Origin of the sequence: Achromobacter sp. ACM02, from assembly GCF_014851605.1 — a bacterium.
Classification (GTDB): domain Bacteria; phylum Pseudomonadota; class Gammaproteobacteria; order Burkholderiales; family Burkholderiaceae_B; genus Achromobacter; species Achromobacter aegrifaciens.
Map to the genome: position 1 here is coordinate 80,786 of NZ_JACUZY010000008.1, position 22,074 is coordinate 102,859.

Annotated in this window: 28 protein-coding genes and 1 tRNA gene; 19 read left to right on the forward strand and 10 right to left on the reverse strand. The window is 65.9% G+C overall.

Annotated features, from left to right (window positions below; all coding sequences use genetic code 11):
• Nucleotides 1–134: 134 nt before the first annotated feature.
• Nucleotides 135–1,103, reverse strand: coding sequence for a tripartite tricarboxylate transporter substrate binding protein (locus tag IB258_RS23430; RefSeq protein ID WP_054451020.1), 969 nt, complete (start codon nt 1,101–1,103; stop codon nt 135–137).
• Nucleotides 1,104–1,258: 155 nt separating this feature from the next.
• On the opposite strand from IB258_RS23430, the gene IB258_RS23435 reads away from it, so the two are divergent.
• From IB258_RS23435 to IB258_RS23490, 12 genes are all read left to right on the forward strand, one after another.
• Entirely contained in the window at nt 1,259–2,113 is an 855-nt protein-coding gene (locus IB258_RS23435) for an IclR family transcriptional regulator (RefSeq protein WP_054451021.1), read from the forward strand.
• 92 nt (nt 2,114–2,205) lie between these two features.
• Nucleotides 2,206–2,472, forward strand: a complete 267-nt coding sequence (locus tag IB258_RS23440) for an exodeoxyribonuclease VII small subunit (protein WP_054451022.1) — start codon at nt 2,206–2,208, stop codon at nt 2,470–2,472.
• A gap of 7 nt (nt 2,473–2,479) precedes the next feature.
• A complete protein-coding gene (locus IB258_RS23445; RefSeq protein ID WP_054451023.1) occupies nt 2,480–3,391 on the forward strand; it encodes a polyprenyl synthetase family protein in 912 nt (303 codons plus the stop codon).
• A gap of 53 nt (nt 3,392–3,444) precedes the next feature.
• Nucleotides 3,445–5,307, forward strand: coding sequence for a 1-deoxy-D-xylulose-5-phosphate synthase (dxs, locus tag IB258_RS23450; protein WP_059379250.1), 1,863 nt, complete (start codon nt 3,445–3,447; stop codon nt 5,305–5,307).
• 193 nt (nt 5,308–5,500) lie between these two features.
• Entirely contained in the window at nt 5,501–6,298 is a 798-nt protein-coding gene (gene folE2 / locus IB258_RS23455) for a GTP cyclohydrolase FolE2 (RefSeq protein ID WP_054451025.1), read from the forward strand.
• A gap of 7 nt (nt 6,299–6,305) precedes the next feature.
• Entirely contained in the window at nt 6,306–7,229 is a 924-nt protein-coding gene (locus tag IB258_RS23460) for a DUF817 domain-containing protein (RefSeq protein ID WP_192353278.1), read from the forward strand.
• Between the two features lie 192 nt (nt 7,230–7,421).
• The gene (gene rpsF / locus IB258_RS23465; RefSeq protein ID WP_013392507.1) at nt 7,422–7,799 is read left to right on the forward strand and encodes a 30S ribosomal protein S6; all 378 of its coding nucleotides are present in this window, start codon (nt 7,422–7,424) and stop codon (nt 7,797–7,799) included.
• Nucleotides 7,800–7,850: 51 nt separating this feature from the next.
• Nucleotides 7,851–8,174 carry a primosomal replication protein N gene (priB, locus tag IB258_RS23470; protein ID WP_054451027.1) on the forward strand — a complete coding sequence of 108 codons (324 nt, stop codon included), beginning with the start codon at nt 7,851–7,853 and terminating at the stop codon, nt 8,172–8,174.
• Nucleotides 8,175–8,284: 110 nt separating this feature from the next.
• Nucleotides 8,285–8,557: a 30S ribosomal protein S18 gene (gene rpsR / locus IB258_RS23475; RefSeq protein WP_006218308.1), complete on the forward strand. Its 273-nt coding sequence runs from the start codon at nt 8,285–8,287 to the stop codon at nt 8,555–8,557.
• Between the two features lie 14 nt (nt 8,558–8,571).
• Nucleotides 8,572–9,027 (forward strand): 50S ribosomal protein L9, encoded by a 456-nt coding sequence (gene rplI, locus IB258_RS23480; RefSeq protein ID WP_054451028.1) that lies wholly within the window; start codon nt 8,572–8,574, stop codon nt 9,025–9,027.
• A gap of 127 nt (nt 9,028–9,154) precedes the next feature.
• Nucleotides 9,155–9,994 (forward strand): hypothetical protein, encoded by an 840-nt coding sequence (locus tag IB258_RS23485; RefSeq protein ID WP_054451029.1) that lies wholly within the window; start codon nt 9,155–9,157, stop codon nt 9,992–9,994.
• The gene (locus IB258_RS23490; protein ID WP_054451030.1) at nt 9,991–11,373 is read left to right on the forward strand and encodes a replicative DNA helicase; all 1,383 of its coding nucleotides are present in this window, start codon (nt 9,991–9,993) and stop codon (nt 11,371–11,373) included. The genes IB258_RS23485 and IB258_RS23490 overlap by 4 nt, the downstream gene beginning before the upstream one ends.
• A gap of 64 nt (nt 11,374–11,437) precedes the next feature.
• Here IB258_RS23490 and IB258_RS23495 read toward each other — a convergent pair whose 3' ends face one another.
• The 5 genes from IB258_RS23495 to IB258_RS23515 all read right to left on the reverse strand — a co-directional run bounded on the left by IB258_RS23495 (nt 11,438) and on the right by IB258_RS23515 (nt 15,103).
• Nucleotides 11,438–12,415: a bile acid:sodium symporter family protein gene (locus IB258_RS23495; RefSeq protein WP_054451031.1), complete on the reverse strand. Its 978-nt coding sequence runs from the start codon at nt 12,413–12,415 to the stop codon at nt 11,438–11,440.
• A 136-nt stretch (nt 12,416–12,551) separates the two neighbouring features.
• On the reverse strand, nt 12,552–13,532 hold the full coding sequence (gene pdxA / locus IB258_RS23500; RefSeq protein WP_192353279.1) for a 4-hydroxythreonine-4-phosphate dehydrogenase PdxA: 981 nt from the start codon (nt 13,530–13,532) through the stop codon (nt 12,552–12,554).
• Nucleotides 13,533–13,578: 46 nt separating this feature from the next.
• Nucleotides 13,579–13,887: a hypothetical protein gene (locus tag IB258_RS23505; RefSeq protein WP_054451033.1), complete on the reverse strand. Its 309-nt coding sequence runs from the start codon at nt 13,885–13,887 to the stop codon at nt 13,579–13,581.
• 42 nt (nt 13,888–13,929) lie between these two features.
• Nucleotides 13,930–14,388, reverse strand: a complete 459-nt coding sequence (locus tag IB258_RS23510; RefSeq protein WP_054451034.1) for an Lrp/AsnC family transcriptional regulator — start codon at nt 14,386–14,388, stop codon at nt 13,930–13,932.
• Nucleotides 14,389–14,497: 109 nt separating this feature from the next.
• Entirely contained in the window at nt 14,498–15,103 is a 606-nt protein-coding gene (locus IB258_RS23515) for a hypothetical protein (RefSeq protein ID WP_054451035.1), read from the reverse strand.
• A 184-nt stretch (nt 15,104–15,287) separates the two neighbouring features.
• Between IB258_RS23515 and IB258_RS23520 the strand changes: the two genes are divergently transcribed.
• Both IB258_RS23520 and IB258_RS23525 read left to right on the forward strand, forming a co-directional pair.
• Nucleotides 15,288–15,533: a hypothetical protein gene (locus tag IB258_RS23520; protein ID WP_054451036.1), complete on the forward strand. Its 246-nt coding sequence runs from the start codon at nt 15,288–15,290 to the stop codon at nt 15,531–15,533.
• Between the two features lie 244 nt (nt 15,534–15,777).
• Entirely contained in the window at nt 15,778–16,005 is a 228-nt protein-coding gene (locus IB258_RS23525) for a hypothetical protein (RefSeq protein WP_223283424.1), read from the forward strand.
• Between the two features lie 6 nt (nt 16,006–16,011).
• Here the strand turns inward: IB258_RS23525 and IB258_RS23530 are convergent, their stop codons facing one another.
• On the reverse strand, nt 16,012–16,575 hold the full coding sequence (locus tag IB258_RS23530; protein WP_054451038.1) for a DedA family protein: 564 nt from the start codon (nt 16,573–16,575) through the stop codon (nt 16,012–16,014).
• Entirely contained in the window at nt 16,572–18,011 is a 1,440-nt protein-coding gene (locus IB258_RS23535) for a PLP-dependent aminotransferase family protein (RefSeq protein ID WP_054451039.1), read from the reverse strand. The genes IB258_RS23530 and IB258_RS23535 overlap by 4 nt, the downstream gene beginning before the upstream one ends.
• A 169-nt stretch (nt 18,012–18,180) precedes the next feature.
• On the opposite strand from IB258_RS23535, the gene IB258_RS23540 reads away from it, so the two are divergent.
• The 4 genes from IB258_RS23540 (at nt 18,181) to IB258_RS23555 (ending at nt 20,755) form a co-directional block, all read left to right on the forward strand.
• Complete coding sequence (locus IB258_RS23540) at nt 18,181–18,561, forward strand: hypothetical protein (protein WP_192353280.1); 381 nt, start codon at nt 18,181–18,183, stop codon at nt 18,559–18,561.
• Nucleotides 18,562–18,581: 20 nt separating this feature from the next.
• Nucleotides 18,582–18,658: transfer RNA gene (locus IB258_RS23545), tRNA-Met, on the forward strand.
• Nucleotides 18,659–18,852: 194 nt separating this feature from the next.
• Nucleotides 18,853–19,197, forward strand: a complete 345-nt coding sequence (locus IB258_RS23550; RefSeq protein ID WP_054451041.1) for a hypothetical protein — start codon at nt 18,853–18,855, stop codon at nt 19,195–19,197.
• Between the two features lie 286 nt (nt 19,198–19,483).
• Complete coding sequence (locus IB258_RS23555; protein ID WP_175181704.1) at nt 19,484–20,755, forward strand: TIGR03862 family flavoprotein; 1,272 nt, start codon at nt 19,484–19,486, stop codon at nt 20,753–20,755.
• Nucleotides 20,756–20,767: 12 nt separating this feature from the next.
• On the opposite strand, the gene IB258_RS23560 is transcribed toward IB258_RS23555, so the two are convergent.
• Both IB258_RS23560 and IB258_RS23565 read right to left on the reverse strand, forming a co-directional pair.
• Entirely contained in the window at nt 20,768–21,175 is a 408-nt protein-coding gene (locus tag IB258_RS23560) for a hypothetical protein (RefSeq protein ID WP_054451043.1), read from the reverse strand.
• Nucleotides 21,176–21,241: 66 nt separating this feature from the next.
• Nucleotides 21,242–21,601: a hypothetical protein gene (locus IB258_RS23565; protein ID WP_054451044.1), complete on the reverse strand. Its 360-nt coding sequence runs from the start codon at nt 21,599–21,601 to the stop codon at nt 21,242–21,244.
• 180 nt (nt 21,602–21,781) lie between these two features.
• On the opposite strand from IB258_RS23565, the gene IB258_RS23570 reads away from it, so the two are divergent.
• A complete protein-coding gene (locus tag IB258_RS23570; RefSeq protein ID WP_042792633.1) occupies nt 21,782–21,913 on the forward strand; it encodes an entericidin A/B family lipoprotein in 132 nt (43 codons plus the stop codon).
• Nucleotides 21,914–22,074: the final 161 nt, after the last annotated feature.

Below are 22,074 nucleotides of genomic sequence, written 5' to 3' on the forward strand. Positions count from 1 at the left end.
TTAGAGGGCATATCGACGCGCATGAAAAACCGGCAGGGGCGCTGGAGCCCTCTGCCGGCGGACGCCGCGCGGCGCGGCGCATTCACGGGCGGGCGCGGGCCCGCCTACGTTTTGTCACGAAACCAGCCGCGCCATCATTGCAGGACGATATTGGCCTGCTTGATCAGTTGCGCCACGATCGGCTGTTCGGTTTTGATCTGCTTGTCCAGTTCGGCAGCCGTGCCCGAGCGCGGGTCGATGCCCATGTCCAGCATGCGCTTCTTGATGGTCTCGTCCTGCAGGGTCTCGGCCAGGGCCTGCTGCAGCTTTTCCATCACGGGGGCGGGGGTGCCCTTGGGCGCCACGAAGCTGAACCAGGCGGTCATGTCGAACGCGGGATAGCCTTGTTCGGCCAGCGTCGCCAGCTTGGGCTGCGTCGCCAGGCGGCCCGGGCTGGTGATGGCGAAGACCTTGACCTTGCCGGCATCGGCCTGCGGCATGCCGGTGGCCACCATGTCGAAGAACAGGTCCACGTCGCCGCTGACCAGGGCGGGCAGGGCCTGGGTCGCGCCCTTGAAGGGCACGTGCAGGATGTCGATGCCCGCGCGTTCCTTGAAGAGTTCGCCCGCCAGGTGCGAGGACGTGCCCGGGCCGAAGGTGGCGAAGGTCAGCTTGCCTGGATTCTGCTTGGCGTAGGCCACCACGTCCTGGGTGCTGTTGAACGGCCGCTTGGGGCTGGACAGCAGGACCAGCGGCCCGACGCCGACCATGCCGATGCGGGCGAAGCCATCGGGATCGTAGGGCAGTTCCTTGTACAGATAGCGGTTGGTGACCAGCGTGGAGTTGGTCGCCATCAGGATGGTGTAGCCGTCCGGCGCTTCGCGCGAAACAAAGGCCGCCCCGATCGAGGTGCCGGCGCCTGCCTTGTTCTCGACGATCATGGGCTGGCCCAGCGTCTTGGCCATGCGCTCGGCCAGGATGCGGGTCAGCACGTCGGTGGCGCCGCCGGCGGGGAAGGGCGAGACCACCTTGATCGGCCGGGCCGGATAGGTTTCGGCCTGGGCGCCCAGCGCGGCGGCGCTGAGCAGCAGGGTGGCCAGCAGTTTGAAGCTAGTGCGAATCATGTTTTTCCCCTTGAAATCGCGTGCATGAGTGGATGTTCGGGCCTGGCTTGGCGCTGCGGGTAGCGCTTGCCAAGTCTCCTTGGGTGCATTAAATTCCGTAAAATGGAATTTAATTTTGTTATTCGAAATAAACTATAAAAACGAAGCGAATAGAAATGCAATCTTTTTCTGACGCCAAGCGCATCGCCCATCCCGCCGCCAAACCGGACGGCAAGGTCGAACTCAGCCTGCCCGCGCGCCGCAAGCGCGCCGCCGGCGCGGGCGGGGGCGCCAACTCGCCTGATTTCATTACCGCACTGGCGCGCGGGCTGGATGTACTGCGCTGTTTTCGCCATGGCGTGACGGCCTTGGGCAATCTGGACCTGGCGCGCCTGACCGGTTTGCCCAAGCCCACCATCAGCCGCATCACCTACACCCTTACTGAATTGGGTTATCTGCGCTATCACCCGGACACCGGCAAATATTCGCCTGGCTATGGCGTGCTGGCGCTGGGCTTCGGCCTGCTGGCCGGGCTGGAGGTGCGCGAACTGGCCAAGGCCTCGATGACCGAGCTGGCGCGCGCCACCGGCGGCGCGGTGGCCCTGGGCGCCTTCGATGGCGATGCCATGACCTACGTCGAGGCCATCCATGGGTCTTCGGCGCTCTACCTGCGCCTGCCCGTCGGCTATCGCGCCAGCCTGGACAGCGCCATGGGCCGGGCCTACCTGGCCAGCCTGCCGCCCCAGGCCTGTGCCGACGCGTTGGCCCGGCTGGGCGAGACCGCGCCGGACGCGGCCGCCATGGAGCGCGCCCGCGCCGAACTGCGCGACACGGGCTGCTGCTACGCCATCGGCGAATGGCAGTCGGGGATCAATGCGGTCGCCGTGCCGTTTGCCTCCATCACGGGCGAGGGCGTCTTCGTCATGAGCTGCGGCGGGCCCGCCAGCCTCTTGCCCGAGGCGGACCTGCGTACGCGCGTGGCGCCGCTGCTGCAGGGCGCCATTGCGGGGCTGGCAGGCGCTGCGGCCTGAGACGCGCCGCGCGCGGCGGCAAGCCCGACGGCCTTGCGGGTATCTCGTACAATTCACGGATTGACCCACCCCTAGCGCCCTCGGAGACCCGTTTGGCCAAATCTTCACAAGCCGATCCGCAGATCGATGACCGTCCCTTGCCCCAGGATTTCGAAACGGCGCTGGCCGAACTCGAATCGCTGGTAGCGGCCATGGAAGACGGCTCGTTGCCGCTGGAGCAGTCGCTGGCCGCCTACCGGCGCGGCGTGGCGCTCACGCGGGTCTGCCAGGAACGCTTGGCGCAGGCCGAACAGCAGGTCAAGGTCCTGGAGGGCGACTTGCTGCGTCCGCTGGACCCGGCGGCGCTGGATGACGAATAAGAACCCGATGAAGCAAATTCAACTCGCCTTCCCGGAATGGTTGCAAGGCCGTGTCCAGCACGTCGAAGACGTCCTGGACGATCTGCTCCCCCCGGCGGACGCGTTGCCCGCGCGGCTGCATGAAGCCATGCGCTACGCCGTGCTTGGCGGCGGCAAGCGGGTGCGCGCCGCGCTGGTCTACGCGGCGGGGCAGGCCTGCCCCGTCAGCGGCAGCGTGCTGGCCGTGCAGGCCTCGCTGGACCGCGCCGCCGCGGCGGTGGAACTGATCCACGCCTATTCGCTGGTGCATGACGATCTGCCCTGCATGGATGACGACACGCTGCGCCGCGGCCGTCCCACCACCCACGTGAAGTTCGACGAAGCCACCGCCATGCTGGCGGGCGATGCGCTGCAACCGCTGGCCTTCGATCTGCTGGCTTCCATGCCGATCGCGCCCGCGCTGATCGTGCAGGCCACCCAGTCGCTGGCGCGCGCCGCCGGCAGCCAGGGCATGGCCGGCGGCCAGGCCATTGACCTGTTCAGCGTCGGCCGCGCGCTGTCGCGCGACGAACTGCAAACCATGCACAGCATGAAGACGGGCGCCATGCTGGCTTGCAGCGTGGCCCTGGGCGGCATCGTGGCGGGCGCCAGTTCGGCCTCGCGCCAGGCGCTGGACGCCTACGCGCAGGCGGTGGGCCTGGCCTTCCAGGTGGTCGACGACATCCTGGACGTGACCGCCGACAGCGCCAGCCTGGGCAAGACGCCGGGCAAGGACGCCGCCGAGAACAAGCCCACCTATGTATCGCTTCTGGGCCTGGACGGCGCGCGCGCGTTCGCCCAGGAACTGCGTGAGGACGCGCTGGCCGCCCTGGCTCCGCTGGGCGAGGCCGGATCGCGCCTGGCTGAACTGGCCGACTTCATCGTCCTACGAGACCGCTGAACCGGGACCAGCCCGGGCTGGAGGCAGACCGGGCCAACGAACCACATAAAAGCATGACGACAGATTTACTGGACCGCATTCAATCCCCGGCTGACCTCAAGCGCCTGGATCGCCGCGAGCTGAAGAAGCTGGCCGACGAGCTGCGCGGCTTCGTGCTGGAATCGGTGTCCAAAACGGGCGGGCACCTGTCGTCCAACCTGGGCACGGTCGAGCTCACCCTGGCCCTGCATCAGGTGTTCGACACGCCGCATGACCGCATCGTCTGGGACGTAGGCCACCAGTCCTACCCGCACAAGATCCTGACTGGCCGCCGCGCCGGCATGGCCAAGCTGCGCCAGCAGGGCGGGATTTCGGGTTTCCCCAAGCGCAGTGAATCCGAGTACGACGCCTTCGGCACCGCGCATTCGTCCACTTCCATCTCCGCGGCGCTGGGCATGGCGGTGGCCTCGCGCAACGCCGGCGTGCAGCGCCAGCACATCGCCATCATCGGCGACGGCGCGATGTCCGCCGGCATGGCCTTCGAAGCCATGAACAATGCCGGCGTCACGCCCAACATCAACCTGCTGGTGATCCTGAACGACAACGACATGTCGATCTCACCGCCAGTGGGGGCGCTGAACCGCTACCTGGCGCGCCTGATGTCGGGCCGCTTCTATGCGGCCGCCAAGAACGTCGGCCGCGCGGTGTTGCAACACGTGCCGCCGGTGCTGGAACTGGCGCGCCGCTTCGAAGAGCATGCCAAGGGCATGGTCACGCCGGCCACGCTGTTCGAGGAATTCGGCTTCAACTACGTCGGCCCGATCGACGGGCACGACCTGGACGCGCTGGTGCCCACGCTGCAGAACCTCAAGGCCCTGGAAGGCCTGCAGTTCCTGCACGTGGTCACCAAGAAGGGCCAGGGCTACAAGCTGGCCGAGGCCGACCCGGTGCTGTACCACGGTCCGGGCAAGTTCGATCCGGCCGTCGGCATCCAGCAATCGAAGGCGCCGGGCAAGCGCAGCTTCACGCAGGTGTTCGGCCAGTGGCTGTGCGACATGGCCGAACAGGATTCGCGCCTGGTCGCCATCACGCCCGCCATGCGCGAGGGCAGCGGGCTGGTGGAATTCGAAAAGCGCTTTCCGCAGCGCTACTTCGACGTGGGCATCGCCGAGCAGCACGCCGTGACGTTCGCCGCGGGCATCGCCTGCGAAGGCCAGAAGCCCGTGGTCGCGATCTACTCCACCTTCATGCAGCGCGGCTACGACCAGTTCATCCACGACGTGGCCCTGCAGAACCTGGACGTGACCTTCGCGCTGGACCGCGCCGGCCTGGTGGGCGCGGACGGCGCCACGCATGCGGGCAATTACGACATCGCCTTCCTGCGCTGCGTGCCCAACATGGTCGTGGCCACGCCCTCGGACGAAAACGAAACGCGGCTGCTGCTGTCGACCTGTTATCAGTATCCCGGCCCGGCGTCGGTGCGCTATCCGCGCGGCGCGGGCTGCGGCGCGGCTGAAGCGCCCGGCCTTGACACGGTCGAGCTCGGCCGCGGCGTGGTGCGCCGCGAGGGCCGCAAGATCGCCATCCTGGGATTCGGCATGCTACTTCAGGCCGCGTTGGGCGCGGCTGAAAAGCTCGATGCCACCGTGGCCGACATGCGCTTCGTCAAGCCGATCGACCGCGAACTGATCCTCGACCTGGCCAGCCGCCATGACGCCCTGGTTACGCTGGAAGACGCTTCCATCATGGGCGGCGCCGGCAGCGCGGTGCTGGAAACGCTGAGCGCGGCGGGGGTTGCGATCCCGGTCCTGCAACTGGGCCTGCCCGACGAGTTCATCGACCACGGCGAGCAGTCGGCGCTGTGGGCCGGCATCGGCCTGGACGCGGCGGGCATCGAAAGCGCGATCCGCGCCCGTTACGCCGATCTGCTGGGCTGAATCCGGCCCGATTCCGCGGGCAGGGGCCAGGCCACTGTCCGCGGCGATGAAACACACTGTTCCGGCCCCGCCAACCTACGGATAAAAGGGTTTTCCCTGGCGATCCGCGGACTATGGGCGATAATGGCCCCCTTCTCAAAGATTCCTAGGCCCGTGCGTTTTCACGACTGATTGCCTAGACAGGTAAGCCGAAATGAATTCTCCGATCGACCCCGCCATCGTGATGCCCGACGTCCAGAGTTCGGCGGACACCCGGCACATCCCGATTCAGCGCGTGGGCATCCGTGGCGTGCGCCACCCCATGTTGATTGAAAGCGGCGACGGCTCGCCCCAAGGCACCGTGGCCAACTGGACGCTCACGGTGGCGCTGCCGCCCGAAGAAAAAGGGACGCACATGTCCCGCTTCGTGGCCCTGCTGGAAAAGTACCGCAGCATCCCCATGACGCCGACCCTGTTCCGCGCCATGGCTGCCGACATGCTGCCGCTGCTGCATGCCGAGCGCGGCGACATCACCGCCGCCTTCCCGTACTTCATCAACAAGTCCGCCCCGATTTCCGGCGTGCAAAGCCTGTTGGACTACGAAGTGCAATGGATCGCCCGCGCCCAGGGCGACGAGGTCGAGTTCGAGTTGATCGTGCAGGTGCCCGTCACCAGCCTCTGTCCCTGCTCCAAGGCCATCTCCGAATACGGCGCGCACAACCAGCGCTCGCACGTCACGGTGTCGGCCATCCTGAATGCCGACATCGGCATGGACGGCGTCATCCGCCTGATCGAAGAAGAAGGCTCGTGCGAACTGTGGGGCCTGCTCAAGCGCCCGGACGAGAAGTACGTCACCGAGCGCGCCTACGACAATCCCAAGTTCGTCGAGGACCTGGTGCGCGACGTGGCTGCCCGCCTGAACGCGCATCCCGGCATCGCCCGCTACCGCGTGGAAGCCGAGAACTTCGAATCCATCCACAACCACTCGGCCTACGCCGTCGTGGAAGGCTGAGCTTTCCGTGAGCCATCCGGCGGCCAATGACTGGCCGCTCATCGCGGGGCTGCAGGAGTGGGAATCGCGGCTGGCCAGCAATCTGGCCGGCCGCGGCCGTTTTGGCGTGGCCCTTTACGAGTTCTTCCGCTTTGGCGTGAAGCAGGCCTGGGCCTGCCTGTTCGGCGGCCTGATGTGCGCGCTGCTGCTGGGCACGCACTGGTGGTATCCGAAAGACGCCGCGCTGGCCCGCTACGACTTCCTGACCCTGGCCGCGCTGGGCATCCAGGCGCTGCTGCTGGCGCTGCGCATGGAAACCTGGAGCGAAGCCCGCGTGATCCTGCTGTTCCATGTGGTGGGCACGGGCATGGAAGTGTTCAAGACCGCCGCGGGTTCGTGGATCTATCCCGAGGCCAGCGTGCTGCGCATCGGCGGCGTGCCGCTGTTCACGGGCTTCATGTACGCGGCGGTGGGCAGCTATCTCGCCCGCGTCTGGCGCCTGTTCGACTTCCGCTTCCGCGCGCATCCGCCGCTGGCGGCCTGCGTGGCGCTGTCGGTGCTGATCTACCTGAACTTCTTCGCGCACCACTACATCATGGATATCCGGTGGGCGCTGTTCGCGCTGACCGCCATCCTGTTCGCCCGCACCTGGGTGTATTTCCGCATTTGGCGGGTCTACCGCCGCATGCCGCTGCTGCTGGGTTTCGTGCTGGTGGCCCTGTTCATCTGGTTCGCCGAGAACATCGGCACCTTCGCCAACGCCTGGCGCTATCCAAACCAGTCGCAGGGCTGGCAACTCGTGTCCATCGCCAAGCTGGGCTCATGGTTCCTGCTGATGATCATCAGCTACGTGATGGTCGGCGTGGTCAACCGTCCCCATGAAATCGATGTTGCCGATTTGCCTCGGCGGGCGGGGCAGGGCGATGGAAATAGTCCGTCCCTTATTTCCTGACCTGCCTCTGGCTTGCGTCTGACCGCTCAATCGGTGATAATCGAGAGCTTTCTTGCTCGACCGCCCATGGTTTTTGGGTAGCGGGCTGCCCCTTGCGGGCCACTGTTCAAGATGCATATTGCGATCCGCCCCTGATGGAAAGCGGGGGCGCAGGACGGTCGGCCAGCGAGACATCCTCAAGGAGTTTTACTCATGCGTCACTACGAAGTGGTGTTTATCGTTCACCCCGACCAAAGCGAGCAAGTGCCCGCCATGGTCGAGCGTTACCAAGCGCTGGTCACGGGCCAAGGCGGCTCGGTTCACCGCCTGGAAGACTGGGGTCGCCGTCAACTGGCCTACCCGATCCAGAAGCTCGTCAAGGCTCACTACGTCTGCCTGAACATCGAGTGCGGCCAAGCCACGCTGGATGAGCTGGAACACTCGTTCCGCTACAACGACGCTGTTCTGCGCCACCTGGTCATCAAGACCAAGAAGGCTCAAGCCACGCCCTCGATCATGATGAAGTCGGTCGAACGCGAAGAAGCCCGCAAGGCTTCGGCTGAAGCAGCAGCGCCGGCTCAGGCCGAGTAAGCAGGGCTCACGCAGAGCTCATCCCATGAAGTCCCCTCGGTGCCTGGCAGGATGAACAAGCTGGAACTCAGCGCCCGCGTTCTCGAATGCGAGCCTTTGCGCCACACTCCCGCCGGTTTGCCCGCACTGGAAATGGTGCTGGCGCACGAGTCCGAAGTCATCGAAGCAGGCCACCCGCGCCGCGTCGAACTGACTATCGCGGCCGTGGCACTGGGCGATCTGGCGTTGCTGCTGAAGGACACCGCGCTAGGGTCCGAATTGCTGGTGCAGGGGTTTCTGGCTCCCACCCGCAAGGACTCGGTGAAGGTCAAGCTGCATTTGCAGCAGGCACGCAGGATCAGCGGCAGCGCAGGGCGCGATCCGCTGGTGGCTTGAAGGGAATTGGGCAAGAGGCGCGATGAGCGCCTTCTGATTACGGATAGGTTATGGGGGTTTGGGCCCGTTTTGGGTAGAACCCGGCCCCCTCAAACAAAGAGGCACATATCATGGCTTTCTTCGGAAAACGCAAGGAAAAACGCAAATTCACGCAGCAGAACCCGCTCTTCAAGCGTCGTAAGTTCTGCCGCTTCACCGCTGCCGGCGTGGAAGAGATCGACTACAAGGATCTGGACACCCTGCGCGACTTCGTGCAAGAAAACGGCAAGATCATCCCGGCTCGCCTGACCGGCACCAAGGCAATCTACCAGCGTCAGCTGGACACCGCCATCAAGCGCGCGCGCTTCCTGGCCCTGTTGCCTTACACCGACAACCACAACTAATCCGGGGCACTGAAATGCAAGTTATTCTGCTCGAAAAAGTCGTCAACCTGGGTAACCTCGGCGAAGTCGTCCGCGTGCGTGATGGCTATGCTCGCAACTTCCTGATCCCCCAGCGCAAGGCCCGTCGCGCAACCGACGCCGCCCTGAAGGAATTCGAAGCGCGCCGCGCCGAACTGGAAAAGGCCCAGGCTGAAAAGCTGGCCGCCGCCCAGGCTCTGGGCGAGCGCGTCGCCGGCTTCCAGCTGAAGATCGTCCAGAAGGCTGGCGTCGACGGCCGCCTGTTCGGCTCGGTCACCAACGCCGACATCGCTGAAGGCCTGCGCAAGGCCGGCTTCGAAGCCGTGGAAAAGGCGCAAATCCGCCTGCCCAACGGCCAACTGAAGTCGATCGGCGAGTTCCCGGCCCAGGTTGCCCTGCACGCCGACGTTCTGGTCGACGTGACGATCCTGGTCGAAGGCGAACTGTCCTAAGCCGGTACCCGCAGTAAAAAAGAAGCCGGCCCGCGCGCCGGCTTTTTTTCTTTTTGTCCATCGCGTATTGCGTGTAGTCTTCGGACTCCACGATCCAGGCCCCGCGCCGCATTCCTCAGAGGACGTCTTGACTCAGCCCCCCGTTCACCACAACGCGCCCCCCGGCCTGCGAGCCTGGTTGGATAGCGTGGATGCGTCGCGTGAACCTTCGGTGAGGGATGTGACGATAGATGGCGTGCGCTGCATCATCAAGCGCCGCCGTCCCGGCATCGGTCAGGGCGTGAGCTACGCGCTGCGCTATGTGCGCGCCCTGTTCCTGGGCGTGGGATGCAAGATTTTCCTCGGCGAGTTTCCACGTCCGGGCGTGTTGCTGCGCAACGGCCTGACGCACGAGTCGCAGCGCCTGGCGCAACTGCTCAAGGCCGGTTGCCGCGTGCCCGAGGTCTGGTGGCAGGAGCAAGGCCTGCTGGTGCTGGAATACGTGGGCGAAGACCTGGCCGACCTGATCCGCAACGAGGACACGACGTCCCGCTTGTGGCTGGCGCGCGCCGCGGCAGCAGATCTGGCCGCGTTCCATGCCCGCGGCATGTGGCATGGCGGCGCCCAGATCCGCAACATCACCCTGCAGGACGGCGAGCTGTGGCGCATCGATTTCGAAGAGAACATCGGTTCGACCCTGTCGCGCCCGCTGGCCCAGGCCTATGACCTGTTCCAGATGCTGGCCTCTCTGGTGTCTTTGCGTAAATTGCCGGACGACGTGGCCCGCACGCTGGGTAAACTGGCGTTCGAAGTCTATTTCGAAAGCAACCCCGACCCCGAGGTCCGAGCCCGCCTGACGCGCCTGGCGCGCGTGCTCTGCGGCATTGCCGCGCCCTTGCGCGTGGTGCTGGGCCGATTGCCCTCGCGCGATATCCAGGGATTCTTCCGCGTCGCGGACATCCTGCAGCCGTTACTATTGAAGTCATGAATACACCTGCCGACTCCCAGCTCGAATACCTGCGCGTTCCCCCCCATTCCATCGAGGCGGAACAGTCGGTTCTGGGCGGCCTGCTGCTGGACAACGCAGCCTGGGACCGCATCGCCGACGTGCTGGTCGAAGAGGATTTCTACCGGCACGACCACCGGCTTATCTGGCACCATATTGCCCGCCTGATCGGGCTGGCGCGCCCGGCGGACGTCATCACCGTCCACGAGTCGCTGGTCAGCGCCGGCAAGGCCGAGGACGCCGGCGGCCTGGCCTATTTGAACGCGCTGGCCCACAACACGCCGTCGGCCGCCAACATCCGCCGTTATGGCGAGATCGTGCGCGAGCGCGCCATGCTGCGCAAGCTGGTCGCGATCGCCGACGAGATCTCCGCGGCCGCCATGAGCCCGCAGGGCAAGGAAGCGCGCCAACTGCTGGACGAGGCCGAGTCCAAGGTGTTCCAGATCGCCCAGGAAGGCGCACGCGGCGCCGCGGGCTTCCAGGAAATCCAGCCGCTGCTGACGCAGGTGGTGGAGCGCATCGACGAGCTCTATCACCGCGAGAGCACCTCCGACGTGACCGGCGTGCCCACGGGCTTCACCGATCTGGACAAGATGACCTCGGGCATGCAGGGCGGCGACCTGATCATCGTGGCCGGCCGCCCGTCCATGGGCAAGACCTCGTTCTCGATGAACATCGGCGAACACGTCGCCATCGAGGAAGGGCTGCCGGTGGCGGTGTTCTCCATGGAAATGGGCGCGGTCCAGCTGGCCATGCGTATGCTGGGCTCCGTGGGCCTGCTGGACCAGCATCGCATGCGGACCGGCAAGCTGATCGCCGAGGACTGGCCACGCGTGACCCACGCAGTCCAGCTGATGCAGGACGCGCAGGTCTACATCGACGAATCGCCGGCGCTCAGCCCGATGGAAGTGCGGGCGCGCGCGCGCCGCCTGGCGCGCCAATGCGGCCAGCTCGGCCTGATCATCATCGACTACCTGCAGCTCATGTCGGGCAATGGCTCGGGCGAAAACCGGGCCACCGAAGTGTCGGAAATCAGCCGCTCGCTCAAGGGTCTGGCCAAGGAACTGAACTGCCCGCTGATCGCGCTGTCGCAGCTGAACCGAAGCCTGGAACAGCGTCCCAACAAGCGTCCCGTGATGAGCGACCTGCGCGAATCCGGCGCTATCGAACAGGACGCGGACGTGATCCTGTTCATCTACCGCGACGAGGTCTACAACCCCGATTCGCCGGACAAGGGCACCGCCGAGATCATCATCGGCAAGCAGCGTAACGGTCCCATTGGTTCCGTGCGTTTGACCTTCCAGGGCTCCAGCACGCGCTTCCTGAACTTCTCGGGCGCGCAGCCGCGCGACATGTACTGAACCTGTCCGCTCCAAGAAAAAACCGCGCCTCGGCGCGGTTTTTCATTGCAGCTGCGAACCCGCTTCAGGCTTGCGCCTCGGGACGCTTGCCGAAGCGCGCGGCCAGCACGCCGCACACCATCAGCTGGATCTGGTGGAACAGCATCAGCGGCAGCACGATCGCGCCCACGGCGTGGCCGGCGAACAGCACCTGCGCCATCGGAATGCCGCTGGCCAGGCTTTTCTTCGAGCCGCAGAACAGCAGCGTGATGCGGTCTTCGACATTGAAGCCGAATACGCGGCCGGCCAGGGCCGACAGACCCAGCGCCAGCGCCAGGATGACGGCGCAAGCCACCACCAGGCCGGCCAGCGCGGGGATCGGGGTCGAACTCCACAGGCCCTCGTTGATGGCTTCAGAAAACGCCGTGTAGACCACCAGCAGGATGGAGCCCTGGTCGACGAACTTCAGCATGGCCTTGCGCTTGTGCACCCAGGCGCCGATCCAGCGGCGGGCGAACTGGCCCAGCACGAAGGGCAACAGCAGTTGCAGCATGATCTTGCCGACGGCGTCGAACGAGATCGGCGCGCTGCCCGCGTTGGCGACCACCGTGCCCACCAGCAGCGGGGTGATGAAGATGCCGAGCAGGCTGGAGGCGGAGGCGCTGCACACGGCAGCCGGCACGTTGCCGCGCGCCATCGAGGTGAAGGCGATGGCCGATTGCACCGTGGCGGGCAGGCAGCACAGGAACAGGATGCCCAGATAGAGTTCGGGCGTGACCAGCGGTTCCAGCACCGGCTTGAGCGCCAGGCCCAGCAGCGGGAACATGAGGAAGGTCGCGGAGAAGATCGTGAGGTGCAGCTTCCAGTGCGTCAGGCCGGCGATGATGGCCTCGCGCGACAGGCGCGCGCCGTGCAGGAAGAACAGCAGGCCGACCGCGATGTTGGTGATCCAGCCGAACACCACCACGCCTTGCCCATGAGCGGGCACGATGCTGGCGATGATGACGGTGCAGATCAGATAGAGGGTGAAGCGATCGGGAAGAAGGCGGGCAAGGCGTGACATGAGGGATGGAAGGGGGAGGGCGGACGGAAAGCGCCGCGGGCGCCGTAAACGGGCAGTATTGTAGTCCCCGGGACGTCTTGCTTCCTGACAGCCAGTTGTCAGCGCTGCAGGTCGTGGCAGCGCCGCAGCGCGGCGCTCAGGGCGTCATGGCCAGCGCCAGGTCGAACGCCGCGACCAGCGAAGCATGGTCGGCCAGGCCCTTGCCCGCGATGTCGAAGGCAGTGCCGTGGTCCACGCTGGTGCGCACGAAAGGCAGGCCTACCGTCACGTTCACGCCGTGGTCCAGGCCCAGGTACTTGACCGGAATGAGTCCCTGGTCGTGGTACTGCGCCACCACGATATCGAACTCGCCGCGCCTGGCGCGCATGAAGATCGTGTCGCCGGGCCAGGGCCCGCTCGCGTCTATGCCTTGCGCGCGGGCAGCGGCGATTGCGGGCTCGATGATGTCGATGTCTTCGCGGCCGAACTTGCCGCCTTCGCCCGCGTGCGGATTCAGGCCCGCGACCGCGACGCGCGGCTGGGCGATGCCCATCTGGCGGCAGGCCTGGTCGGCCAGCCGCATGGCAGTCAGTTCCGCCTGCGGCGTGATGCGCGGGATCACGTCGGCCAGCGCCACGTGTATGGTCACCAGCAGCACGCGCAACTCGTCGTTGGCCAGCATCATCGCGAAGTCTTGCGTATCCGAGCGTTCCGCGAGGATCTCGGTGTGGCCGGGATAGTCGATGCCGGCGGCATGCATGGATTTCTTGTTCAGCGGCGCGGTGACGATGGCGCGGATGCGGCCGGCCTGCGCGTCGTCGATGGCGGCGCAGACATAATCGTAGGCGCCGCGTCCCGCGGCCGCGCTGATCTGCCCCAGGGGCAGGTCGGCGGGCAGGGCGGGGCTGCAGGCGATGACGTTGATGTGGTCCGCGCCCGGCGCTGCCTGGCCGACGTCGGCGACCTCGACGATCTCCAGCCTTGCGCCCAGCTGGGCGGCGGCGCGGCGCAGTGCGCCCGCATCGCCATACACCACGCAAGGCGCGTTCAGGCCTTGCGCGTAGGCCTTGACGACGATTTCGGGACCGATGCCGGCGGCATCGCCCATGGTGATGCCTACGGGCAGGGAGTTGTTCACGATGCGGGGACTGAGGTTGTGTTGCGGATCTGGGTGGGCCGCCGCCTTACTTCGAGGAATTCTTGGGCGGCTCGATGACGCCGCATTCGAAGGTCACGGTGGCGCGCTTGGGGCCCAGGCCGGTCGCGTGGTTGGAGGTGATCTTGGGCTTGACCAGCTTGCGGTCGATCGACTGGCAATACTGTTCGGCCCGCAGCAGGGCCTGGTTCTTGATTTCCACCCAGGTCATCATCTGCGAGCCGGAGCTGTGGGTGACGCTGTAGGTGTCCTTGCCGGCGGGCGTGACCTCGCTCATGCTGGAACAGGCGGTCAGCAGGGCAAGCAATACGGCGGCGGGGGCAAGGCGTGCAAACATGAGGCGTCCTGAAATGGCGATTACCTCAATTACACCATCATTTCATGGCGCGGCCACGGCGCTGCGGCGGTCGAGCTTGCGGCTCAGGACGATGGAAGTCTGGGTCTGCTTGACCCCGTCGATCAGGCCGATGCGGTCCAGCAGTTCGTCCAGCTGTTCGTGGGTTTCGCAGCGCAGGAAGATGAGGTAATCGTAGGGGCCGCTGACCGAGGAGACCTCCTCGACTTCGGGCATCTTCTCCAGTTCGCGTATTACCGCGGCGGGAGTCTTGGGCAGCACGCTGATGAAGCAATAGGCGCGCACCGCCGCTTCTTCCAGCAAGCGCCCCAGGCGCACGCCATAGCCCGCCACGATGTGCTCGCGTTCGAGCCGCGCAATGCGCGCCACCACCGTGGTACGGGCCAGGCCGAGCTTGCGCGCCAGGATGGCCGCGGGTTCGCGCGCATTGGCTTGCAGCAGGCTGAGCAGTTGCCGGTCGATGGCGTCGAGTCGTTCGTTCATACGGAAATGGGCGGCATGGAGCGAGAGGGCGCGAGTGCCGACGGTACAGGCCCGGGCCTGCCCGCGTCAATGCGCAGCCGGCCCTCGCACGCCAGCATGGCGCCAGGCGCTAGCCATCGGATTCGGGCGGAATGCCGCCTTGATAGATGCGCCCGTCGAACTCGAAGCGCGTGATGGTCTTGCGCGCGGCATCGAAGATGCGGTCGCGGCTGGCATCGTCCAGGCCGTCGTGGTCGGCGAAGCTGAAGCGGCACAGATCGATGTCGCTATCGTAGAAGGCCGAATGCACATAGCGGCTGACATCGGCCTCGTGCGCGAAATGCGCGAATTCGCGCAACTGCTCCATTTCGTGGAAGGAGCCGTTACGGCTGACCAGCAACATGCCGAACTTGCGCTCTTCGTCGGCGACGGGTTCCGGCGCGGGCAGGGCGTCGGGATGCCGGGTGTCCTGATAATCGAAACGCGCGCCCAGGTCATGCATGGCCGCCAGCACGCGTTGCCATTGCGCTTCGTCCAAGGTGAGGCGGGCCGCCACGTAGAACAGGCGCTGGCGGCCCAGCGAGCGCGGTTCGGGGCCGCCGATGAAACTGTGCCAGGGAATGGCTGCGTCGAGTCCGGCCAGCTCCGCCATGCGCGCGTCGCTGTATCCCAGCCGGTCCTGCAGGCGCCGCATGGACTGGGCGTCCGGCGCAACGTAGTTCTGGATCGTCTTCATCGGAGGCCTCCGGTTGCACCGGATGCTCGCGGGCGCGCAGCCCTGGAGACGGAGCCGGTGACGTGCGCCGCCGTGCCTCTGCGGCTACGCTTCATGCTAGCGCGGCGCGCAGGGCTTGCCTAGCATGGGCCGGCGTGGCGCCGTGCTAGGATTTGCGCCGACTTCAATGCCAGGAGGCTTACACATGGACATCCAGGAACAAATCGCCGTCATCGTGCATACCATTTCGCATCAAGGCGGCCGCATCGATGCGCTGAATTCGACCGTGCTGTCGATGCTGCATCTGGCCAAGGCTTCGCCCGGCCTGCGCGAGGCCATCGAAGCCCAGCTCGAACAGAACTATTCCAGCCTGCTGGCCCGCTCCGAGAATCCGCAGTACGTGGCCGGTTTCGAGAGCGTGCGCGACATGATTCTGGGCGCCTTGAAATAGGCTGGCTTGCGGGTCCAGGCTTGCGGGAGTTACCCACAACTTCTGTGGACAAGCCTTGGGATAGTGCGGGCATAGATGTTCATTTTCCTTTAATTACAAAGGCTTGCATGGGGCGGTCAAAGCTGGCTCCATTTGCTCGCTGCGGCAGCGCTTGCTGCACGCTGCCGCAGGTCACGCAAGCCGGGTAATATGCGGCCCCATGCGGAATCAGTATTCATTGGAATGCCGGGGCGGATCGATCGCGATGCGCGTCTCGGAAGCAGCAAAGCTGGCGGCGTTCGACCCCGGCAAACTTTCCCCCGAGGCGCGCCAGAGCTGGGAGCGCATGGGGCATGGCTTCAAGGCCTGGCACGACTTCGACCAGCGCCACCCCATCCTGCGCCGCCTGGCGCGCTTGCCCCTGGTGGGCCGCTGGTACCGCAACGCGCGGCGCCGTTATGTGCTGCGCGCCAGCGGCAAGCTGGTGGTCTGAGCGCAGTTATTTGCGGCGCCTGCCCAGCAGGTGATAAGCCAGCCAGATGAGCACGCCGATCGCGATGGCCACGGCCAGCTTGGTCTCGACGCCGTGCAGGCGTCCCAGCATGGATTCGATCGTCTGGCCGAACAGATAGCCCAGGGTGCTGAAGCACACCGCCCAGATGGCGGCGGCGATGGCGTTGAGCACCAGGAAGCGCAGCGGCGGCACATTCGACACGCCCAGCGCCACTGGCCCCACCGTGCGCAGGCCGTACAGGAAACGCAGGCTCAGGATGAAGCCGTGCGGATAGCGGTCCACCGCGGCCAAGGCCTTTTCGAAAGCGGGCTTCTCGCGGATGCGCCGGACATAGCGATGATCGCGATAGCGGCGGCCCAGCAGGAACAGGGCCTGGTCCGCAAGGAATGAACCGGCGAACGCGCACAGCACCACATAGGGCAGGTGCAGCAGGTGCTGGTGTGCGAGGAAGCCGGCGAAAACGACCACGCTTTCGCCTTCGAGCAGCGTGCCGGCCAGCACCGCCCACAGGCCGTAGTCGACGATGAACTGGTGCAGGGCGGGATTCATCTGGGCCGCTCGCCCACGATGCGCGCGAGCGTTTGCAGCGCAGCGGTGATCTCGGGCGTGGTGCGTTGTCCGCAGCTGATGCGCAGGAAATGGTTGTAGCGTGTGCCATTGGAGAACATGGCGCCCGGCGCGACCCGTATGCCTTGCCGGAGCGCGGCTTCGAACACGTCCATGCCCGAGCGTCCGTCGGGCATCTCCACCCAAAGCAGCATGCCGCCCTGCGGCACGCTCAGGCGGGTGCCGGAAGGGAAGTGCGCAGCGATGGTCTCGGCCGTCTGGTCGCGCTGCATCTTCAGGTGCCGGCGCAGGCGCGACAGATGGCGGTCGTAGGCGCGCGAGCCCATGAACTCGGCCACGGCAATTTGCGCCAATGGTTCGTTGGGCCGGCTCTGGGCGAACTTCAGCATGGCGATGCGGGCCTTCCAGCGGCCGCCCAGCAGCCAGCCCAGGCGCATGCCTGGCGCCAGCGTCTTGTGCATGGACGAACAATAGATGACGTTGCCGGTCGCGTCCCAGGACTTGGCGGCGGCCAGCGGCGTGTCGTCGTCCGTCAGCGCGCCGTAGGTGTCGTCTTCGATCAGGGGCACCTGCTGGCGTTCGCACAGCGCAACCAGCCGCGCCTTTTCCGCGTCGGGCATGACGCAGCCCAGCGGGTTCTGGAAATTGGGCACCACCACCACGGCGCGGATGTTGCCGTGGGTCTGGAACGCCAGGTCCAGCGCTTCGATCGACAGGCCGTGCTGCGGGCTGGTGGGAATCTCCAGCGCCCGCATGCCCAGGCTTTCCAGGATCTGCAGCAGGCCGAAGTAGGCGGGCGATTCGACCGCAATCGTGTCGCCGGGGCGCGCCACCGCGCGCAGCGCCAGGTTCAGCGCTTCTATGCAGCCATGCGTGACGATGACGTCGTCCGGCGTGGCGTTGATGCCGTTGGCCAGTGCGCGGCGGGCGAGCACGGTGCGCAGGTCCGGATGCCCCTGCGGCGGAACCGGGCTGACCAGCACCTGCGGCGACTGGCGCAGAGCGCGGATCATGGCCTGCTTAAGTTCTTCCAGCGGATAGGCTTCGGGCACTGCCGCGGCCAGGGCGAAGTTGGCGCTGACCGGATGCGCTTCGCACTTGGCCACGAAGTCCGAGACCCGATCGTGGATGCCCACGTATTGCGCCGCGCCCAGTGCCTGGCGGATGTCCGGCTCGTCCACGGGCGGGATGGTGTTGCGGCGGGGCTTGAGCACGAAGTAGCCCGAGCGGGGCCGCGCTTCGATCAGGCCGTCGTCTTCCAGCTGGCGGCAGGCCTGCAAGGCCGTGGACAGGCTGACGTGGTGGGTGCGCACCAGCGTGCGGACCGAGGGCATGCGCTGGGCGGGCGCCAGCACGCCGGTCTGGATGGCGCGCCGGTAATGGTTGGCCAGGCGTAGATAGAGCGGTTGCGGATCCATGCGCCGATCATGCTCCCCGAGGTTGGTGTGAGACTAGGCACAGATTCAAGCAAAGTACACCATAACAGCGCGGAAATCGAGGATCTGCATCGGTACAGAAACCTCGGGGGTGTGACTGTTGCGCATAGCAGGGCGCGCGTAGTCTGTAGTTGTCCCACAGGAGACGACGATGATTGCGACTTACACCCCAGATGCCCAGGCCCGCCGCCTGGAACTTGCCGCCGGCGCCAGCCGGAAACTGGTCCTGCGCGCCGGCGCCACGCTGGTGTGCGTCAGCGGCAGCGTGCGGATCGAGGAACCCGTGAATGGCCCGGAAGCCGCGGGCGGACTGCCTCGCGCGGTATCGGTGCGCATTAATGCGGGTGAGGGGCATGGCCTGGGCTACGGCGGCGTGGCGCAGGTCACGGCCATCGGCCAGGCCGAGGTGATATGCCTGGACGTACCGGGCTATGCGCAGCGCTTTTTTCAGGCGGCGGCCGCATTTTTTCGGCTGGATTTAGCCAAAAACCGAAAAAATTCCCTCGGTGCGCTGCACAAGATTTCAAAATGATGTATGATTCACACATCAGACGCGGGGTGGAGCAGTCTGGCAGCTCGTCGGGCTCATAACCCGAAGGTCGTAGGTTCAAATCCTGCCCCCGCAACCAGTTTCAAGCAGAAGAAAGCCGCGATTTTCATCGCGGCTTTTTTTTCGCCTTGCGGCAGGATTTCCCGCGCCGCTTGCTCTGCGTCAAACCTTTGTTCCAGTCCGGACTTTCCCTGGTGTTCACGGCCGCACAGGCCCGCAGCCCTGCGCTACCATGGGTCACGCGCGCTAGGTTGCCGCACTCGAGGAGGGTCCATGGGAACAGCAAAATACGATCATCCCGGCTATGTCGCCGATACGGGCGCTGACGGCAAGTACCACGTGGGCATCTGGTGCCCCCACGGCTATCCCGCCCATATCCATATCGGCAGGCCCGCCGAACGTGGCGATCCCCAGGCGATGCTGCGCCTGCGCATACCGGACGGGGTGTTCCAGTCCTTGCCCGACGATCCGGAAACCCTTTGCCGCCGTGCGCTGGGCCAGGCGCTGGGTGCGGGCCTGTTGCCGTCCGTCTCGGTGGATGGCGAATACCAGGAACTGCGTTTCCAGATCGACGCCGAACCCTGGTCCGGCCCGATGCAGTCGGCCGCCCACGCCTGAATCCTGGCCGCGAGCCCAGGTTGAATTACCCACAGCAACTGTGGACAAGCCTTGGGATAGCCTCTGCGCATTTCGGGTTTTCCCTGCCAGAACAATGACTTGGTAACGCCGGTCAATAAACGCCCCACTGGGGCGTTTATTGCTTCCCTCCTGCACGACGGTCCGGCTATGCGACAATCTTTTCCCTCCCTGGCGTGCCCGCCCCTGTTTTGCCATTCCCTCCCGGTCCGTTCCCCATGCTTAGTGCTACGCGTATCCATTCCTGCGGCCTGAAGGCGCCGACGCCATGAGTCCAGCTGTCGCGCGCGTCGCCGTCATCGGCGGCGGTCCCGCCGGTCTGATGGCCGCCGAGCGCCTGAGCGCGCAAGGCGTGCAGGTGGATGTGTTCGATGCGATGCCATCGGTCGGCCGCAAGTTCCTGATGGCGGGGCGGGGCGGCCTGAATCTGACCCACAGCGAGCCGGCCGAGCCGTTCCTGGCGCGTTACGGCGACCGCGCGTCCCATGTCGCGCCTTGGCTGCAGGCGCTCGACGCGGACGGATTGCGGGAATGGACCCACGGACTGGGCATCCAGACCTTCGTGGGTTCGTCCGGCCGGGTTTTTCCCCAGGAGATGAAGGCGGCGCCCCTGTTACGGGCCTGGCTGGCCAGGCTGCGCGCCGGCGGCGTGCGCCTGCACATGCGGCACCGCTGGCTGGGATGGCCGGCGGGTTCCCGGCCTGGCCCGGGCGCGCTGCGCTTTGATACGCCCGAGGGCGAGCAGTGCTACGCGGCTGACGCCGTGGTGCTGGCGCTGGGCGGAGGCAGCTGGGCCAAATTGGGATCGGATGGCGCCTGGGTCGACGGCCTGCAAGCGCACGGCGTTACGGTCGCGCCGCTACGGCCGGCCAATTGCGGATTCGACGTGGCGTGGTCGGATCATTTTCGCGAACGCTATGCGGGACAGCCCGTGAAATCCGTGGCCATGGCCTGCGAAACCGCAGCCGGCGTGGCTCCCGCCCGTCAGGGAGAGTTCGTTGTGTCGGAAACCGGCATAGAAGGCAGCCTGGTGTATGCCCTGTCCGCGCCGCTGCGCGACCGTATCGATGCCCAAGGCCATGCCGTCGCCATGCTGGATCTGGCTCCGGACTGGTCGCAGGAGAAAGTGATGGCTGCCGTGACGCACCCGCGCGGCTCGCGGTCAATGTCCAGCCATCTGCAAAGCCGGTTGGGGCTGACCGGGGTCAAGGCGGGGTTGCTGCGCGAATGCGCCTCGGCGGAAGATTTCCGCGCCCCCGAGCTGCTGGGCCTGCGCATCAAGGCCTTGCCGCTGCGTCTGCTGCGTGCGCGGCCTATCGACGAAGCGATCAGCACCGCAGGCGGCGTGTCGTTCGCCGCGCTGGATTCCGGCCTGATGCTGCGCGAAATCCCTGGCGTGTTCTGCGCAGGGGAAATGCTGGATTGGGAGGCGCCGACAGGCGGCTATCTGCTGACGGCCTGCATGGCGAGCGGCGTGGCCGCCGCGGCCGGGGCGATTGAATTCTTGCGATCGGGTGGGCGCGGCCAGGCGGATGCCTGAAGCCGCATGAGCTCAGGAGCCTGAGGAATAGGGCGCCAGGCCCAGCGGCGCGCGCGGCGCCAGATCGCCGACGACGTGGCCCACGACGGGTTCGCCCCCTTCCGGTTGCGTGACGATGCCGATGACGCGGGTAATCGCGCTGGCCGGAATGTCCGTGCCGTGCGCGGGATCCTGCACCAGTTGCCAGATGGTGGCTTCTTCGGGGACTGCGGTCTGTTCGGTCAGGTCGGAGCTGTCCAGGCAGCTGCGGGCAAAGGCCGACCAGTCCGATGCGTTGCAAGGCAAGCCGTGAGCGGTGGCCAGGCGGGCCAGGGCCAGCGGCGCGTCTGCCTGGCTGGCCGCATGCTGGGCGGCGGCTCCCAGGGAGACATCCAGCGACAGCAGGCGCAGGAACTCTACGACGTTGTCGGTATTCTTCATTGTGCGGTCTCCTGTGGTGACTGTTCTGGTTATGGCCCTGAGCCTGCAGGCAAGCCGGGCGGCGTTTCAGGCCGGGCCTTGGCCCAGCATCGATACCAATGACTTTTTCAGGCGTGCCGAAAAAATCGGTACCGTATGGGACACCCCATCGCGGTCGACGCCCTCTTTGAGTTCGACCGATTGGCCGAGGAAAATATCCGGTGCGGCGCCAATTTCGTTGTAGCGGGCCAGCAATTCGTTCACGTTCTGCTGCGCGTCGGCGAGCGTGCTGCTTTCAGCCAGCTTGCCAGCGGCATGCGCCTGCAAAATGCGATGGAGATCGTCGATGAAGAGCGCCAAAGCCGCCTGCCCGCGGCACTGCGGCTGTTCCCAGCCCCAGCCCTGGTGGGCCGAGCCGGCGCTTTGCGATGTGTGTTTCTTGGTCATGTCCGCATCCTAATCGATTGGCGCTAAATGCGCGACAGGCGAACGCAAGCCTTTCCAACGGCGTTTGATCCCGGCTCAGCCTCCCATAGGGGAGCCGCCGCGAGCCGGTCCGGTCGATGCGCAAATGAGGGTCTTTGGGGTATGCTGGCTTCACTTTCCAAGCCCAGACAGGAGATGTCTATGAAGAACAAAGTCTTTCTCGTCATGTTGCTTTCGATCGCCGCGCTCTCGGCCGGTTGCAACACCGTGGCGGGGGCAGGCAAGGACATCCAGCGGGGCGGCGAGAAGATAGAGGGCGCCGCCACCAAGTAGGCCCGCGCCCTGCGCCGCAATCCGGCCTGGAAGCCGCGAGACATGCCTTGGCATCCCTCTCGCGGCTTTTTTGTTGGCGCGCTACGTAGGGAGGGGCTGCAAGCGGGAGGCGGTGCGAGGGCTTTCCCCCTGGCATAATTCGCGGAGTTGAATTCGATCGT

Coding starts and splice junctions, on each gene's coding strand:
- IB258_RS23430 (WP_054451020.1), bottom strand. CDS start 1,103: ATGATTCGCACTAGCTTCAAACTGCTGGCCACCCTGCTGCTCAGCGCC.
- IB258_RS23520 (WP_054451036.1), top strand. CDS start 15,288: ATGGACATCCAGGAACAAATCGCCGTCATCGTGCATACCATTTCGCAT.
- IB258_RS23505 (WP_054451033.1), bottom strand. CDS start 13,887: ATGTTTGCACGCCTTGCCCCCGCCGCCGTATTGCTTGCCCTGCTGACC.
- IB258_RS23525 (WP_223283424.1), top strand. CDS start 15,778: ATGCGCGTCTCGGAAGCAGCAAAGCTGGCGGCGTTCGACCCCGGCAAA.
- IB258_RS23565 (WP_054451044.1), bottom strand. CDS start 21,601: ATGACCAAGAAACACACATCGCAAAGCGCCGGCTCGGCCCACCAGGGC.
- priB (WP_054451027.1), top strand. CDS start 7,851: ATGAACAAGCTGGAACTCAGCGCCCGCGTTCTCGAATGCGAGCCTTTG.
- IB258_RS23535 (WP_054451039.1), bottom strand. CDS start 18,011: ATGGATCCGCAACCGCTCTATCTACGCCTGGCCAACCATTACCGGCGC.
- rplI (WP_054451028.1), top strand. CDS start 8,572: ATGCAAGTTATTCTGCTCGAAAAAGTCGTCAACCTGGGTAACCTCGGC.
- IB258_RS23570 (WP_042792633.1), top strand. CDS start 21,782: ATGAAGAACAAAGTCTTTCTCGTCATGTTGCTTTCGATCGCCGCGCTC.
- IB258_RS23515 (WP_054451035.1), bottom strand. CDS start 15,103: ATGAAGACGATCCAGAACTACGTTGCGCCGGACGCCCAGTCCATGCGG.
- IB258_RS23490 (WP_054451030.1), top strand. CDS start 9,991: ATGAATACACCTGCCGACTCCCAGCTCGAATACCTGCGCGTTCCCCCC.
- IB258_RS23510 (WP_054451034.1), bottom strand. CDS start 14,388: ATGAACGAACGACTCGACGCCATCGACCGGCAACTGCTCAGCCTGCTG.
- IB258_RS23495 (WP_054451031.1), bottom strand. CDS start 12,415: ATGTCACGCCTTGCCCGCCTTCTTCCCGATCGCTTCACCCTCTATCTG.
- IB258_RS23560 (WP_054451043.1), bottom strand. CDS start 21,175: ATGAAGAATACCGACAACGTCGTAGAGTTCCTGCGCCTGCTGTCGCTG.
- IB258_RS23555 (WP_175181704.1), top strand. CDS start 19,484: ATGAGTCCAGCTGTCGCGCGCGTCGCCGTCATCGGCGGCGGTCCCGCC.
- folE2 (WP_054451025.1), top strand. CDS start 5,501: ATGAATTCTCCGATCGACCCCGCCATCGTGATGCCCGACGTCCAGAGT.
- rpsR (WP_006218308.1), top strand. CDS start 8,285: ATGGCTTTCTTCGGAAAACGCAAGGAAAAACGCAAATTCACGCAGCAG.
- dxs (WP_059379250.1), top strand. CDS start 3,445: ATGACGACAGATTTACTGGACCGCATTCAATCCCCGGCTGACCTCAAG.
- IB258_RS23540 (WP_192353280.1), top strand. CDS start 18,181: ATGATTGCGACTTACACCCCAGATGCCCAGGCCCGCCGCCTGGAACTT.
- IB258_RS23435 (WP_054451021.1), top strand. CDS start 1,259: ATGCAATCTTTTTCTGACGCCAAGCGCATCGCCCATCCCGCCGCCAAA.
- IB258_RS23550 (WP_054451041.1), top strand. CDS start 18,853: ATGGGAACAGCAAAATACGATCATCCCGGCTATGTCGCCGATACGGGC.
- IB258_RS23530 (WP_054451038.1), bottom strand. CDS start 16,575: ATGAATCCCGCCCTGCACCAGTTCATCGTCGACTACGGCCTGTGGGCG.
- rpsF (WP_013392507.1), top strand. CDS start 7,422: ATGCGTCACTACGAAGTGGTGTTTATCGTTCACCCCGACCAAAGCGAG.
- IB258_RS23445 (WP_054451023.1), top strand. CDS start 2,480: ATGAAGCAAATTCAACTCGCCTTCCCGGAATGGTTGCAAGGCCGTGTC.